This window comes from Aliidiomarina haloalkalitolerans (assembly GCF_003987315.1).
In the GTDB taxonomy this organism is placed as follows: domain Bacteria; phylum Pseudomonadota; class Gammaproteobacteria; order Enterobacterales; family Alteromonadaceae; genus Aliidiomarina; species Aliidiomarina haloalkalitolerans.
Genome location: NZ_PIPI01000001.1, coordinates 420,133 through 434,978, shown reverse-complemented (window position 1 = coordinate 434,978; position 14,846 = coordinate 420,133). Strand labels below are relative to the sequence as shown.

Sequence of the window (14,846 nt, the reverse complement as noted above, 5' to 3'; positions counted from 1 at the left end):
GCCTATTTATTTAAGTTTACTGCTTGCAATTAAGTTCGACGCTGTTAAGATACGCCCCACATCGGACGCGGGGTGGAGCAGTCTGGTAGCTCGTCGGGCTCATAACCCGAAGGTCGTAGGTTCAAATCCTGCCCCCGCAACCAATTTTTTCCGATGTTCTATTACCCTCTTATTTTTCTCGTAAAATCACTACCTTGTTGCTTTAATAGCACCAAATGTCTATAGTTTCCAGATAACGTCACAGCAAGAGTCGAAAGTGCAACTAACCGATTTACTGGTGGTTTTCTACTGGTTTATTATTGCCACCGTTTTTTTACGCATTATTTTTAAACGCCGTTCGGTTTCTGCGTCTTTAGCGTGGGTGCTGATTATCGTTGTATTCCCTATTTTCGGTGTGATTATCTATTTGTTCTTTGGCGAAATTCAGCTTGGCCAAAAACGTGCCGACCGGGCACTAGCCTTACGCAAGCCATTTCTAGAAAATTATAATAGCCATCTCCGCGGCCACGAACCGCCTGCCCCACCACAACAAACGGCCAACGCCATTTTTCAGCTCATTCATCATCGTGATGGTATCGGCGCGCTTAGTTACGATGACTTCAGTCTGTTAGCTTCACCTGACGAAATTTTCGACGCTTGGATTGCCGATATTAATGCAGCTCAACAGAACATTCGTATGGAGTTCTATATTTGGCATCCGTACGGACGTGTTAGCGAAGTAACTGAAGCCTTGCTGGCTGCCGCGAAACGTGGCGTTGAAATTGAATTACTCATCGACCATGCGGGAAGTTGGCGGTTTTTCACATTTTCAGCCGCAGAGCGAGTGATGCGCGATGCGGGTATTAAAGTTGTTCCTGCTTTACCCGTTAATCTGTTCCGTAATTTATTTCGCCGCGCCGATATTCGCCTACATCGCAAGTTATTGCTTATCGATCACCAAATTTGTTACACCGGTTCCATGAACATGGCTGATCCACGTTTCTTTAATGCCAATAAAAAATTTGGCCCTTGGGTCGATATGATGATTCGCTTTACCGGAACGGCAGCCTTTGGAGTCTCGAAAGTCTTCTCATGGGATTGGGAGCTTGAAACTGGACAACGGAACTTCCCACAGTTGCAATTCCCACTCACTGAATCACCTAAGCGATTGTCGATTATCCCGTCCGGACCGGGACACGACGAAGAATACATGCATCAGATTATGTTGTCGGTTTTACACCGGGCCAACAGTGAGATTTTCATTTCGACGCCCTACTTTGTCCCATCGGACAGTATTTATGCAGCCTTGTGTCATGCTGCACACAGAGGCATTAACGTCACGATATTGTTACCGCAAGTGAGTGACTCAAAAATGGCTGCTATTGCCAGCCAATCCTATTTTGAAGGCTTACTGCGCGCAGGCGTAAAGATTCATTTGTTTGGAAATGGATTGTTGCACACCAAAGCCATTACAGTTGACGGTGAGCTTGCTTTAGTCGGAAGTATGAACTTAGACATGCGCAGCCTGCAACTGAACTTCGAGCTTTCATTGGCGCTTTACGATCAGGATTGCTGCGACAAGATATGTGAATTACTCCGTCACTACGCAGAGCAAAGCGAGCCAGTGTCACTAGAGCGTTGGAGTCAGCGGCGTAAATACCGCCACCTGGCTGAGCGATTTATGTACTTCTTAAGCCCGCTGCTGTAGATGAGATCGAGAAATCGGTAAAGGATGGCGTTGTGAAGGCTGTAGCCGATCATTAAGAACTCGCACGACATCAAATTGCTGCATACTTAGTAGACCATTCATATCGAATGACTCATCAACTAGCATACAAAGAGCACAGCGTTCGTCTTGCTCAATAATCAGAAAGTCTGCTTGCGAGAAACCTGAATCTAAGGTGCAAAACAAATGAGCGTTTGGCCACTGGTTCTGTTCATCGAACTCACCGAATTTAAAATGCCAACTTTGCGGTAGCATCAATTTGCCAAAGCGAACCAGCGCTGTTGCATGCAGCGCGATTTCAAATTGTTGCGTGGGTGCAAGGGAACTGTAGCTGTCTAAATAGTCGGCGAAACGCTGGAACTGGCACGCATCGTCCATTGAGAAAGCAACCGATTCAGGTAGGCGATCACGCAGCACTGAACGCTTAAACTTCAGTGTATGCGAAATGTTTTTCCCTAATTCGATTGTTAGAGCTTTATTGTTATTTAACGACCAATGCCAATTTTGCATCGTTTCAATCCTGTGAAAATGTATCGCTATGTTGTTGCTAGATTCGTAACCATGCTTAATGTGTTGAGCAATTACACGAATCAACGCTGACCAAAATACCTCTTATTGGTCATAAAACAACCTATATCATAATACTAAGGGAAAACCCTCAGTTTTACAAGCTTCTAACAATTTCTTTTATTAATGCAGGTCCTTGGTAGATAAACCCTGTATAAATTTGCACCAGTTGAGCACCGGCGGCCAGCTTTTCTTTGGCCTGTTCTGCGCTAGCAATACCACCCGCGCCAATAATTGGGAATTCAGCAGGCAACACTTCGCGTAACCAACGGATCACTTCCGTACTTTTGCTCGTGAGTGGCTGACCACTCAAGCCTCCGGCCTCACTTCCGTGCGCTAAATGACTCACTTGCTCGCGATCGAGTGTAGTGTTGGTGGCAATGACACCGTCAAGCTGATGCTCTTGGATCGCATGGGCAAAACTGTGGGTTTGCTCGCGCGTCATATCGGGAGCTATCTTCACTAAAATTGGCACATAACGCTCATTGGTCGCAGCTAATTCAAGTTGTTTCTTACGAAGCTCCGAAAGCAACCGTGTTAACGAATCCCCTTGTTGAAATGCGCGCAAGCCTGGTGTGTTTGGCGAAGAAATATTCACCGTCACATAACTTGCATAGGGATAAACTCGTTCCAAACAATACAAGTAATCTAAGTGCCCTTGTTCTTCCGGTGTGTCCTTATTCTTGCCAATATTAATCCCTAAGATACCGCGGTAGCCATCGGGCCGTTGTTGCTCCGCTCGCACGCGTTCTACTAATGCATCAACACCATCGTTGTTAAAACCCATCCGGTTAATTAGCGCTTGTTGCTCAGGTAAGCGAAACATACGTGGCTTGGGGTTACCAGCTTGTGGTTTCGGAGTAACCGTCCCCACTTCAATAAAGCCAAAGCCCATTGCAGCAAAGGCATTAATACAGGTCGCGTTTTTGTCTAACCCAGCGGCAAGGCCAACTGGGTTCGGAAATGACAAACCTAAAAGCTCAACTGGTTTGGTCGGTAAGTCTTGTTTAATCAAACACCGCAGCGGACTATGATTTAGTTGCTGCAGACGCCGTAAGGTAAAGTCATGAGACCATTCAGCGTCCTTGCTGAATAAGGCCTTCCGCATGATTGGATAAAGCTTCACAATCATTTATATCCTTCGTTAGAAACTCGAATCAGCTACCAAGACTACATTTTTGACCGAGTAAGGTTAGTTCACGCAAGGCCACCGAGAATTTAGCAAACTCATGACTCTTCGTTGTTTTGAAGTCGGCCAAAGTTGACTTCCAACGCTCAACTGAGCTGGTGTTATTCTCTAACCACAGAGCCAAAATTTCGTCAGCGGACTTTTTGTCTTCCGCATACTTCAGCACGGTTCCTGTTAACAACCGCTGTTGCCAATCGAGCTCTTCACGGAAAGCAGCACGGGCGAGTGCTTGCCAATGGTTTGCTACCGGCTGTTTATTCACTTGATCAAGGAACCAGTGAATCTGAATTTCAGCACCCAAGCGGAAATAAGTCTCAGCAACCATTGGAATTTTTTGACCCGTCTCTGCGGCAACTTCGGCAATATCCATTGCTGAGAAGACAGTACTTAAAATACCAACCCGTTGGGCTAATTTAGCCGGTACGCCCTGCTCAACCAGTTCATCAATGCGCGCAACAATGACTTTACGCTCGGCATCATTCATGTAATCCAACGCATTTTTGTTCAGGTCATTAAAGGCTTTCTTATAAAAGTCGATATGCTCTTGAATCGACGTAAACGCTGGATTGCGATGACGCAGGAACCAACGAGTTGCACGCCGCACCATACGGCGAACTTGGAACAAGACTTGATTCTGCACATTCGCGGGAATCTTATTATTCAGCTTCTCAATTTCGCTCCAAATATAACGGCTTTCGAATACTTCACGCGCAATAATATACGCGGCAGCAATCTCAGCGACCGTTGCACCTGTTGCTTCTTGTTTCCGATAAATGAAGTTTGGCCCCATGTCATTGACAATATTATTCGCTAACTTAGTTGCGATAATTTGCGCTTTCAATGGGTGATCGTTCATCGCTTCAGCGAATTGCTCTTGAAGCTGTTTCGGGAACGCTGCAACGAGTTCCTTGGCATGGAACGGATCATTGGTGATTTCTTCTGTGACTAATTCGTCTTTCAAGACCATTTTGCCATAGGCATTAAGCACGGCGAGCTCTGGGCGAGTTAAACCTTTACCCGCTGCAGTGCGTTCGGCTAGCTCATCATCATCTGGCAGATACTCAAGCGCACGATCCAACAACCCTTCTTTCTCTAGGTGATGAATAAAGCGTTGCATTTCTTTAATTTGATCAGCGCCACGTAACAAGGTCACAGAGATCGATTGCGTCTGACGATTACAGTCATGCAAAACGATATGCGCAACATCATCGGTCATTTCATACAACAACTGGTCGCGCTGTTGCTTGGTTAATTCACCTGCTCGCACTAACCCATTCAACAAGATCTTAATGTTGACCTCGTTATCTGAACAGTCAACGCCGCCGACGTTGTCGACGAAGTCCGTGTTGATTCGGCCACCGCGCATGGCGTACTCGATTCGACCCAGTTGCGTAAAGCCTAAGTTACCGCCTTCGCCGACGATTTTGCAGCGTAAGTCCTTGCCGTTAACGCGCAGAACGTCATTCGCACGATCACCGACTTCCGCATCGGTCTCTTTACTTGCTTTTACGTATGTGCCGATACCGCCGTTCCATATCAGGTCTACTTCCGCCATTAGTAGTGCGCGAATCAACTCGGTAGGCGTCATGGTACGTTTTTGCGTACCCAGCAGTCGTTTCATTTGCGTGGTTAATTCAATCGATTTAGCGCTACGTAGGAATACCCCACCACCTTCGCTAATAAGACTGCGATCATAATCGTCCCAGCTCGAACGTGGGAGATTAAACAAACGCTCGCGCTCTTTATATGACTTCGCCGCATCTGGCTCTGGGTCAATAAAGATATGCATGTGGTTGAACGCACCAACTAACTGCGTATGTTTCGATAACAACATCCCGTTACCGAACACGTCACCGGCCATATCCCCGATTGCAACACAGGTGAAATCAGTGGTCTGGCAGTCGATGCCCATTTCACGGAAGTGACGTTTGACTGATTCCCAACCACCGCGAGCAGTGATGCCCATTTTCTTATGGTCGTAACCGACTGAACCGCCAGACGCAAATGCGTCGCCTAGCCAGTGGTTGTATTCGGCTGAAATACCATTGGCGATATCTGAGAAGGTTGCCGTTCCCTTGTCGGCCGCAACAACTAAGTACGGGTCGTCTTCATCGTGACGAACAACGTTCGCTGGGTGAACGATCTCACCGTCGATGATGTTGTCGGTAATATCGAGCAGCGCACGAATAAAGGTGCGGTAGCATGATTTGCCTTCTTCAAGCATAGCGTCACGTTCTTCAGGCAGCTGCTTACAGACGAAACCACCTTTCGCGCCAACTGGCACAATGACCGTGTTCTTAACTTGTTGTGCTTTTACTAAACCGAGAACTTCAGTACGGAAGTCTTCACGACGATCGGACCAACGTAAACCGCCGCGGGCAACTTTACCGCCACGTAAATGAACACCTTCAACCCGCGGTGAATACACAAAGATCTCATATTTCGGTAACGGTAACGGCATTTCCGCAATCAGTTCAGGCAAGAACTTGATTGACACATATGGCTTCTCGTTACCGTCTTTGTCGACTTGGAAGAAGTTAGTTCGCAAAGCTGCTTGAATCAGGTCTAAGTAGCGACAAATAATGCGGTCGTCGTCCAAGCTTGCGACTTTCTCGAGTTCGCCTTGGATTTTGCTGACAAGCGCTTCAACTTTCTTCTTCACATTCTTCACGCCCGGCTCAAAGCGGGTGTAGAAAAGTTTTACCAACAATGCTGCGATATTCGGGTAACGCGTGAACGTACTCTCAATATAGCTTTGGCTGAACGTGACACCGATTTGGCGCATGTACTTGGCAAACATTCGAAGAATAACCACATGACGACCTTCCATACCGGCACCAAGTACCAAACGGTTAAAGCCGTCGTCTTCATATTCGCCCGCCCAAACCTTAGCGAAGGCGTTTTGAAACGCTTCTCGGCTCTGCTCTAAATCGAGTTTGCCAGCGGTATGCAGCATAAAGAAGTCAAGCGCCCAGAAAATATGACCGTCATTGGTCTTAATTTGATATGGACTTTCGTTAATGATTCGCAAGCCAAAGTTTTCCAACATTGGCAAAACGTCCGATAAGTGAATCGGCTCATCACGGTGGAACAATTTCAATTTAACTCGGTTTGAGTCGTCCTGAACTTCTTGCGCGCGATAGAACAGCATGCCAAGACGATGTTCATCGTCTAACGCTTCTAACTGTTCGATATCTGCTAGTGCAACGGACGGCAAAACATCTTCTTTGTATGCACGTGGGAAACCTGCAGCATACCGCTTCATTAAGTCGCGAGCAGCCCCTTCACCCTTTGCTGTTACCAGCAAGCGCTCTAAGTTATCTTCCCAACTGCGTGATGCTTCCATTAGGTTCTCTTCCAATTCTTTAATATTGATTTCCTGGTCGCTGTTTTTTACGCGGATCGTATATTGCGTGCGCGCCAGTGCCGATTCAGAGAAATAGGTGGTGAAATCCACTTCTTCAGTGCTACCAAGTGTTTTCGCCAAAATATTTTGGGTTTTAACCCGTAACAAGGTGTTGTAGCGCTCTTTCGGCACATACACCATCGCGGTAATAAAGCGACCAAAAATATCCCGGCGTAAAAACGCTCGGGTGATATCACGCTCTTGAATTTGGAGAACACCTAACGCCGTTTTCAGCAGGTCTTCTTCGTTACTTTGCACGATTTCGTCACGTGGGTAGGTTTGCATAATATTAAGCAATGCTTTACTTGCATGCGTACCTTTTGCGTAACGTGATTTGTCCAGAACCGCTTTCACACGATCGCTGACCAAAGGGATGTCCATGACGCTATCGTTATAGAAAGTCGCAGCGTACAGACCAATAAAGCGGTCTTCGCCAATTACCTTGCCTTTCTTATCGAAACGTTTAATGCCAATGTAGTCATTGTGCGCCGGACGATGCACTCGCGAACGCGCATTGGTTTTGGTCAGTAACAGTATTTCATCGTTCGCAAGAGCCGTTGCGCGTGCTAATTTGCTCATGTTACCTAAGCGAAGTGGCTTGTTGTCTTTGGAGTTTTTCAACAAACCTAAACTTGAATCTTTGTCTTGAACAAGCTCGTGGTCACCTTCGACTGCGTTCACGGTGTAACTGCGATATCCCATCAGCGTGAAATTATCTTCGGCTAACCACGTTAAAAACCGCTGTGCTTGTTCAAGCTTTTCTGGCGCACCAGGGAAGTTGCGTTGGTCTAGCGTTTCTGCAATCGACTTGAGCTTCGCACGCATGGGGCGCCAGTCACTCACAGCGAGCGCAACTTCATTCATGACCGAAACCAGTTCAGCTTTTAACTCTTTAAGTTCATTCGCATCGTTTTGACGATCAACTTCCACCAAGAAAACAGTGTCGGTCTGCGCAGCTTCATCGGTTTGACCTGCCGGTAAAATTTCGACAATTTTGCCTTCATCATTGCGACGATGAACCAATGGTGAATGCAATAATAACTGTGAGTTGATGCCTAAACGGCTCAATGCCATACGCACCGAGTCAACCATAAACGGCATGTCGGTCTGAATAATCTCGATAATTGTATGGGGTGATTCCCAGCCGTGCTTTGACACCTCTGGGTTATAAACTTTAATAGTCGCTTTGGTGTTCGACTCGTAATCGTTAAAGCTGTGCCAAAGGCCTACGATAGCGCCATAGATATTACTATGATCGCGTCCCGCTAAGTCGTCGCGAGAAACATTTCGATAGAGGCGTTGAGCAAATTCATCCACAAGCGCTGCACTGGCTTTCGGGAAGCGCTGATGAATGGTCTCTGAAACTTTTTCGAGGATAACCGGTGGTTGACTGTTGACCGATGCCATGATGATTAATCCTTGTCTGAGGCAAAAAAGTGTTGGCATGACAACCGCCGCCGGGCGGTGGTATGGTTGTTGCCATATTGTCGGCCTTTAAGAAAGGAAAATCAACGTATTCCGGGCTGGTGCGATGAGTTAATTTTCGGTTAACGTTTGATTAACTTTTTCATATAAATCAGGCGCTAAATTATCCAATCGACTAAGCGAAATGAGCTCCTTTTTGAGTAGCACCTGCTGCTTAGTAGGTAGCTTTCGCCATTTCAACAGTGGTGACAGTAGCCGTGAGGCAACTTGTGGATTAGTCGTATTCAAACGTCGAATTGCACCCACGATTAATTGATAGCCTTCGCCACTGGCATGATGCAATGCCGCCAAGTTATGAGTGAACGCAGCAAGCAGCGCATAAATCCGATTCGGGTTTTGCCAGTTGAAGTATTTTGACCCCGTTAGATTCGCTATTTCAGTAACACTTTCTAGCTGCGGTGACGTAGCTTGAACCGCAAGCCATTTGTCCATGACCAGAACGTCTTGAGCCCAGTGTTGGGCAAATTCATCTAGGAATGTCTTAGCGTATGGATGTGCTGCATGCACTGCAGCCTGCAAAGCACCGAATTTTAAAGTCATGTTGTCACTGGCAAACTGTGACTGGAGACGAACGTTGACTTGGTCGTTGTCCGACAACTGAGCGAGTAAGGCCATACAGGTATTAACTAGCATCCGTTCTGCAATCGCCTCTGAGTCGAGCGATTGAATTTCATTCCGCGCTTGCGCAATAACTTTTAAGAGCGGTGCTTGTAATGCCACCGCGAGCTGATTTCTTAAGCTAGCTACTGCGGTTGCGATCGCTTCAACCGGAATACAGTCGTATTCTTGACTTAGCGCTTCTTCGTTAGGGATTTGCAATAATAGAGCGAGTAGTGCTTGATCCGTATTAGTTCGTTCGAGCTCTTGCTGTAAGAGCTGAATTAAAGCCGACGGCACCTGTAACGCTTGATGTTCGAGTTGTGGGTCCGTTTGTAGCAGTGCGACGGCGTTTTTTAAGGTCTGCAAATAGAATGTTTGCACCGCGTCCCAGCGCAAAAATGGGTCTCGACCACCAGCAATGAGGGCCAGTAGCTGTTGCTCATTGCGTTGAACCTCTACCCGAATGGGTGCAGAAAAGTCTGCTAGCAAGCCTGCGATGACTGGCTCATTCACGCCGTGAAAGACAAACTGTTGCCGTGCTTTTCGTAACTCGAGTAGCGTAACCGCATGGCCCTGCTCGTCATTCAGTTGTTTAGGTTGCCCAGCCTTATTGACAAACTCGACACGCAGTGGAATATGCATGGGTAGTTTATGATTCTGCCCAGTTGTCGCCGGCAGTGACTGTGTCACATCGAGGGTAAAACATTGTTTTTCTGCGTCATAATGTTCTTCGACATAAACGTGCGGCGTTCCGGCTTGGCTATACCACAATCTGAACTGGCTTAAATCGACTTGATTGGCGTCCTCCATGGCGCAAACAAAGTCCTCGCAGGTAACCGCTTGGCCATCATGGCGCTCGACATACATTGCCATACCGCGTTGAAAGCCCTCTTCGCCCAGCAAAGTATGCAGCATACGAATGACTTCGGCACCTTTGTTATACACTGTCACAGTGTAAAAATTATTCATCTCCACGACACGGTCCGGTCGAATCGGATGCGCCATAGGACTCGAGTCTTCATCAAACTGATGAGTACGAATAATTCGTGCATCCTGAATACGGTTTACCGAGCGCATACCCAGATCGGCGCTAAACTCTTGATCACGAAAGACCGTTAATCCCTCTTTCAAACTCAGTTGAAACCAATCTCGGCACGTAATTCGGTTGCCGGTCCAGTTGTGAAAATATTCATGACCAATAACCGATTCAACATTCAAAAAGTCCTGATCGGTCGCCGTTTTATCGTTAGCCAGAACATATTTTGAATTAAAAATATTCAGGCCTTTATTTTCCATCGCGCCCATGTTGAAGAAGTCGACGGCGACAATCATGTAGATATCGAGGTCGTAGACGAGATTAAAACGCTCCTCGTCCCATTTCATCGCTCGCTTTAAAGCCCCCATAGCGTAATCAGCTTTCGGCAAGTTGCCCTTATCAACGAATAGCTCAAGCGCCACTGTGCGATGGTCTCGCGTCACAAAGGTATCCCTCAAGACATCAAAATCACCAGCAACTAAAGCAAACAAATAGCAAGGCTTGGGGAAAGGGTCGTGCCAAATGACTTTGTGTCGTTGGCCAAGATCTTCTCGTGCAATCGCATTACCGTTGGCTAATAAGTACGGGTAACTGGCTTTATCGGCAATCACAGTGGTGCGGTATACCGAGAGGACATCAGGACGGTCAAGGAAATAGGTAATGCGCCGAAAGCCTTCGGCTTCACATTGGGTGCAAAAAGTGCCGGCTGAAAGGTATAGGCCTTCGAGCGCTGTATTCGCAAGTGGATTAAGCTTGGTGACAACACGCAAGGTGCCTTCAGACGGCAGGTTAAAAATAGTGAGCTTATTGCTGGTTGCGTGAAACTGTTTTGCTTCAAGTTCAACGCCATCTAACTGCAGTTCGACCAATGATAGTTGTTCACCATCGAGAACGAGAGTGGTTTCATCACCGAGACGCCGAACTTTAAGTTCACTCACCACGGTAGTAGCCGTTGGTTGCAAATCGAACACTAGGTCAACTTCGTCGATCGCAAATAACGGCGCTTGATAATCAAGCCGTAGTTTAGCTTGCGGAGCTGTTTTGGCCTGTTCAGACGTCTGCTCAGACGTCTGCACAGAAGTTAATGTCGAACCACTCGTTTGTACAGTATCAGTCATCAGCGCCATAACAACTCCGCTAGTGACGGTAGCCCTTAAGCTACCGTCATGTTCTTTTCAGGTAAACGTAAAATTTTAAAGTTCGTGTAGGCATACAAAATCGTTAGCATAGGAACGAGCAGTAAGAAGAACGCAAACGGTGCGTAATGCAATGGATAAACCCCGAGCACCGAGAACATGTATGCACCACACGTGTTCCATGGAATCAAGGCCGATGTAATTGTACCGCTAGACTCGAGTGTCCGCGACAGTACGCGTGGATCAAGCCCCGCTTCAGCGTACGCTTCACGGAACATCCGTCCTGGCAGAACGATAGCCATGTACTGATCAGCGGTTAAAACGTTAGCACCAAAACAGGTAAATACGGTTGCAGTGACCAAGGACGTTGTGCCCTTCACCACTTTTAAAATGCCGCGAATTAGTTTTTGTAACAGCCCAGTGGTTTCCATGACGGCGCCGAACGTCATTGCACTAATAATCAACCAGACCGTGTTGATCATGCTTTCCATGCCGCCGCCGCTGATCAACGATTCTAAATCAGCATTGTCAGAGGCAATTTGCACGCCACTTGCCAAAGCTAACCAAACGGTTTCAAAGGCGGCAACAATGGCACTGGTGCGGTCTGCATTAGCTAACGTAGCTAAAACATCTTGTTGAAATAATAACGCCCATAAACCACCGACCAACGCACCGATTAAAATGGATGGCAATGCAGGCTTTTTCGCCACCGCAAGAACAAACAACACGGCCAATGGAATCAGCATCACCGGGCTAATATTAAATAGGTTGCGGAGCTCTGACTGCATGGCATCCAGAGAGTCAAGGTTAGCGCTGCTTGAAGATGACCAGCCGAGAATCAAAAACAATACAATGGAAATCCCCAGTGCTGGGAATGCGGTCCAACTCATATAGCGGATATGTGCAAATAACTCGGTGCCACTGACGGCTGGAGCAAGGTTTGTTGTGTCTGATAACGGTGACATTTTGTCGCCGAAATAGGCTCCAGAAACGACGGCACCTGCTGTAATTGGCAATGATAGCTCCATACCTGTCGCAACACCAATCAATGCGACACCGATTGTCGCAGCAGTAGTCCAAGAACTACCAATCGAGAGTGCAACGATGGCACAGATAATACAGGCGGCTGCATAGAACCAACTCGGACTCAGCAACTCTAGGCCATAGTAAATCATGGTCGGAACAATCCCAGCGAGCAGCCAGGTACCGATAAGCGCACCCACCATTAAAATGATCAGAATCGCGCCGAGTGCAACTGAAATGCCATCCGTAATACCCTTTTCGATTGCTTCCCAACGATAACCATTGGCAAATGCAATAACCGTAGCGATCGCAGCAGCAATCAGCAAGGCAATTTGATTTGGGCCATACGACGAGTCTTCACCGAACAGAAAGACCGAACTGCTCAACATGGCAATCAGCGCCAATAAAGGAATGAGCGCCTGTAAATAAGAAGGACGTTTAGTGGTGACCGTCATTAGTTATTATTCCATAGTGATGAATGTGTAAATGCTAGCAAGACTTATTCTATGAGTTTTCCCTGCAGCACTGAGAAGATGATTCTACTGTATGTCTTTTATCGCTGTAAAACCAAGTTTTTTGTCCATACCGGACACAATAAAGGGCTTGTGTTCAACAAGCCCTTACTTTTGCCAATTGGTCTATTTTAATTTTCTTGCCGCAATAAACGCAAATAGTCGCTTGCGACGCGCAATGTCTCGCGCATAAAGATGTCTGGGCTACGCAGCTCATCGTCAACATCGTCGAGGCTTTCAACCGGCTCTAAACCGGCACGAACTAAGCGTTCATTGACGCGCGCCAAATTCCGTTCGCGCTCGCGGGCAGACTCAGCCTCACGTTCTGCCTTCACTAAGCTAATGTGCGTGCGCTTACGCATTGTTTTAAAACGCTCAGCGTCTTCTTGAATGTAGGCAAACTCAGGGTCATCCGCGACGCGTTGCGCGTGTTTCGCATTTAAAGCGGCCAATATTTCGTCATTAATATAACCAAAGCGTTGGAAATCGACCGGTTCAATTTGATCCCAAGGTAATGCGTTATCTGCGCGACTTTCTCCGAACTCTTCTGGGTCAATCAGACTTGGATATTGAATGTCTGGCACCACACCTTTATGTTGCGTGCTGCCCCCATCAATACGATAGAACTTCGCCATGGTATATTGCACGCTACCCATTGGATTTGCGTTAAGATCAAAGCGACGAGCTAAGCCGCGATGCTGTTGCACGGTGCCTTTTCCGAAACTATTTTCGCCAACCACTAACGCCCGGCGATAATCCTGCAGCGCAGCAGCGAAAATCTCAGATGCTGAAGCACTAAAGCGATCAATCATAATGACCATTGGGCCGTCGTAATGCACTTGTGGGTCTGGATCACCGCTCACGTCAATTCGACCTGTGCTATCACGCACTTGCACCACTGGACCCGATGGTATAAACAAGCCAGTTAATGTGATTGATTCGTTTAACGCACCACCGCCATTGCCGCGTAAGTCAATTAACAAACCTTCGGCATCGCTTGCGCGAACCTCCGCCAATAACTGTTGTACCTTCTCGGTCAGCTTATTGTAGAAGCCTGGAATTGTAATAACGGCATATTTGGTGCCGTCGTCAGCGGTTTCAAAACTAAGTTTCGCTTCGCGATCCTCAAGGCGAACTTCTTCACGCACAATTTCAACTTCAACAGGAGACGAGCCTGGAGCCTCACCGCCTTTTAAAACTTGTAAGCGAACAACACTACCTTTCGGGCCTTTGATGATTTCAACAACGTCATCGAGTCGCCAACCGATAATATCAACGAATTCTTGATCACCTTGGGCCACCGCGATAATGCGGTCGTCGGGACTTAATTTGCCAGATTTATCCGCCGGACCACCAGGCACTAATGAGCGGATGACGGTGTAGTCAAACTCAGCCTGCAGCACTGCGCCAATACCCTCGAGGGATAAGTTCATGTTCTGCTGGAAACGCTCGGCATTGCGCGGCGACAAGTAGCTTGTATGCGCATCGACACTACGTGCAAATGCATTCATCACATTTTGAAATGCGTCTTCGCTTTGAGTTTGTGTCAGTTGATGGATAGCAGAGCGATAACGACGCTTCAGATTGTCACGAATTTCTTCATCGCTGCGGCCAGCCAACATTAAATTAAGTGCATCATTTAACACTCGGTTATGCCAAATCTCGTCTAACTCTGCAGAGCTTGTAGCCCACTCTGCTTCGCTGCGATCAAAGCGAAATTCTTCAGCTTGTTCTTCAAAGTCGATGCCACTCGCAACCACACTGAGAGCATACTGAAAACGTTCGAAACGACGTTGCATGCCACGTTGGTGAATTGCATAGGCGGCTTCGAGGTCACCGTTCAGGAGTTGTTCGTGGAAATTCTTACGGTGACGATTAAACTCGTTAACGTCGCTGGCAAGGAAAAACATCCGATTGTAGTCTAACTGCTCGAAGTAGCGGTTGAATATTTGCTCCGCCATTGCTTCATCTAACTCAACGCGACTGTAATGATAGCGTGTAAAATAGGAAGCAATGCGCCGACTCGCAGCCTTATGTTGGCCTTCTGGGGCCAGTTTCGGCAGGCTCGCTAACGTGTACTCCGTTTCAAGACCACCTGTGTCTTGCCCCTGCGCGCTCGCAACCGGAAAGCTTAGTAGTAACGCTGTCGTCAGAACAACGCTAGAGACAACCTGCTTAATCATTCGA

General features: G+C 47.2%; 7 protein-coding genes and 1 tRNA gene. 2 read left to right on the top strand and 6 right to left on the bottom strand.

The features are described from left to right. The first annotated feature begins 66 nt into the window (after nucleotides 1-66). Together CWE06_RS02035 and cls are read left to right on the top strand one after the other, a co-directional pair. A tRNA-Met gene (locus CWE06_RS02035) sits at nucleotides 67-143 on the top strand. 113 nt (nucleotides 144-256) lie between these two features. After that, nucleotides 257-1,687 (top strand): cardiolipin synthase, encoded by a 1,431-nt coding sequence (gene cls, locus CWE06_RS02030; protein WP_157981110.1) that lies wholly within the window; start codon nucleotides 257-259, stop codon nucleotides 1,685-1,687. Here the strand turns inward: cls and CWE06_RS02025 are convergent. The 6 genes from CWE06_RS02025 to prc form a co-directional block, all read right to left on the bottom strand. Next, complete coding sequence (locus CWE06_RS02025) at nucleotides 1,670-2,215, bottom strand: cell division protein ZapC domain-containing protein (RefSeq protein ID WP_126790672.1); 546 nt, start codon at nucleotides 2,213-2,215, stop codon at nucleotides 1,670-1,672. The two genes, cls and CWE06_RS02025, sit on opposite strands and share 18 nt — an antisense overlap. Before the next feature lie 154 nt (nucleotides 2,216-2,369). Next, the gene (locus tag CWE06_RS02020; protein ID WP_126790670.1) at nucleotides 2,370-3,404 is read right to left on the bottom strand and encodes a quinone-dependent dihydroorotate dehydrogenase; all 1,035 of its coding nucleotides are present in this window, start codon (nucleotides 3,402-3,404) and stop codon (nucleotides 2,370-2,372) included. A 25-nt stretch (nucleotides 3,405-3,429) separates the two neighbouring features. Further along, nucleotides 3,430-8,274 carry an NAD-glutamate dehydrogenase gene (locus CWE06_RS02015; protein WP_126790668.1) on the bottom strand — a complete coding sequence of 1,615 codons (4,845 nt, stop codon included), beginning with the start codon at nucleotides 8,272-8,274 and terminating at the stop codon, nucleotides 3,430-3,432. Between the two features lie 129 nt (nucleotides 8,275-8,403). Further along, nucleotides 8,404-11,115: an aminopeptidase N gene (gene pepN, locus CWE06_RS02010; protein WP_241972442.1), complete on the bottom strand. Its 2,712-nt coding sequence runs from the start codon at nucleotides 11,113-11,115 to the stop codon at nucleotides 8,404-8,406. Between the two features lie 26 nt (nucleotides 11,116-11,141). Next, nucleotides 11,142-12,602 carry a Na+/H+ antiporter NhaC gene (gene nhaC, locus CWE06_RS02005; RefSeq protein WP_126790666.1) on the bottom strand — a complete coding sequence of 487 codons (1,461 nt, stop codon included), beginning with the start codon at nucleotides 12,600-12,602 and terminating at the stop codon, nucleotides 11,142-11,144. Between the two features lie 188 nt (nucleotides 12,603-12,790). Next, entirely contained in the window at nucleotides 12,791-14,842 is a 2,052-nt protein-coding gene (gene prc, locus CWE06_RS02000; RefSeq protein ID WP_126790664.1) for a carboxy terminal-processing peptidase, read from the bottom strand. Between the last annotated feature and the right edge of the window lie 4 nt (nucleotides 14,843-14,846).

Excerpts from the sequence above, each read along its gene's own strand:
- CWE06_RS02025 (WP_126790672.1), bottom strand. The coding sequence starts at position 2,215 with ATGCAAAATTGGCATTGGTCGTTAAATAACAATAAAGCTCTAACAATC.
- CWE06_RS02020 (WP_126790670.1), bottom strand. The coding sequence starts at position 3,404 with ATGATTGTGAAGCTTTATCCAATCATGCGGAAGGCCTTATTCAGCAAG.
- pepN (WP_241972442.1), bottom strand. The coding sequence starts at position 11,115 with ATGGCGCTGATGACTGATACTGTACAAACGAGTGGTTCGACATTAACT.
- prc (WP_126790664.1), bottom strand. The coding sequence starts at position 14,842 with ATGATTAAGCAGGTTGTCTCTAGCGTTGTTCTGACGACAGCGTTACTA.
- CWE06_RS02015 (WP_126790668.1), bottom strand. The coding sequence starts at position 8,274 with ATGGCATCGGTCAACAGTCAACCACCGGTTATCCTCGAAAAAGTTTCA.
- nhaC (WP_126790666.1), bottom strand. The coding sequence starts at position 12,602 with ATGACGGTCACCACTAAACGTCCTTCTTATTTACAGGCGCTCATTCCT.